This window comes from Chitinophaga agrisoli (genome assembly GCF_008386695.1).
GTDB classification, from domain to species: Bacteria; Bacteroidota; Bacteroidia; order Chitinophagales; family Chitinophagaceae; genus Chitinophaga; species Chitinophaga agrisoli.
Genome location: NZ_VUOC01000146.1, coordinates 1 through 380 on the forward strand (window position 1 = coordinate 1; position 380 = coordinate 380).

General features: G+C 51.6%; 1 protein-coding gene. It reads right to left on the minus strand.

Annotation, left to right across the window (positions count from 1 at the left end; all coding sequences use genetic code 11):
* On the minus strand, positions 1 to 380 hold a 380-nt coding region (locus tag F0L74_RS34790; protein WP_213087190.1), incomplete at both ends, for a thioredoxin domain-containing protein.

The window sequence follows — 380 nt, forward strand, 5'->3', positions numbered from 1 at the left end:
GCGTCTACCGGCAGGCGCCGTGTACCTCACGTTGACAGCCTGCGAGCTGGCTGTCGCAGCACGAGTCACAACGAAGCTCCGTAACAGTCTATCATTTGGAGCAATACTGCCGATTGCCAAACCGTTTGCTCTGCTAGTAGAGCTGGGGTCAGCCACTTCATCAGTCGACACGGCGACGACCGCGGTCAACACGAATAGAAGAGCGAACTTCATCTTGTAGCAAAGAAGTGAACTGAAATTCAAACCCAGAGAATCTTCAAGTGCTGGTTGTGCACCAGCTTCTGCCCAAATCCACCCCCACATCTTGTTCTTGTATTTGTCACCAAGACGTTTGAGGATGGAGATATAGTCATTCCTGCATGCGGCATTGCAGTCCAAGA